Raw genomic sequence first — 292 nt, 5'->3', positions numbered from 1 at the left:
GCCCGCAGGGATCGCGTACGACGGCAGGGGGCGGGGGGAATGGCGGAGGAGGGGCGAACGGCGGAGGCGGCGCGGCGGACCGAGGGGGAGGGCGCCGGACCGGACGCGCTGCGCGTCGGGGTCCTGGCGTACCCGGGCTGCTTCGCGTCCGAAGTGTTCGGCGTCCCCGACCTGCTGACGATGGCCGGGCACGTCGCCGGACCCGACGCCCCCGGATACCGGGTGTCGGTCCTCTCGCCCCGCCGCCGCGTCACCGCTTCCGGCGGCACGCGGCTGGACGTCCGCCCCCCGC

1 pseudogene is annotated in these 292 nt (G+C 78.8%); it reads left to right on the top strand.

The features are described 5' to 3' along the window. Positions 1–39 precede the first annotated feature (39 nt). A pseudogene (locus VR44_RS22710) lies at positions 40–292 on the top strand (AraC family transcriptional regulator); the annotation flags it as partial.

Origin of the sequence: Streptomyces katrae, from assembly GCF_000966975.1 — a bacterium.
Taxonomy (GTDB): domain Bacteria; phylum Actinomycetota; class Actinomycetes; order Streptomycetales; family Streptomycetaceae; genus Streptomyces; species Streptomyces katrae.
Note: the sequence above shows the minus strand (reverse complement) of the source record. Positions and strands in the feature narration are given on the sequence as shown.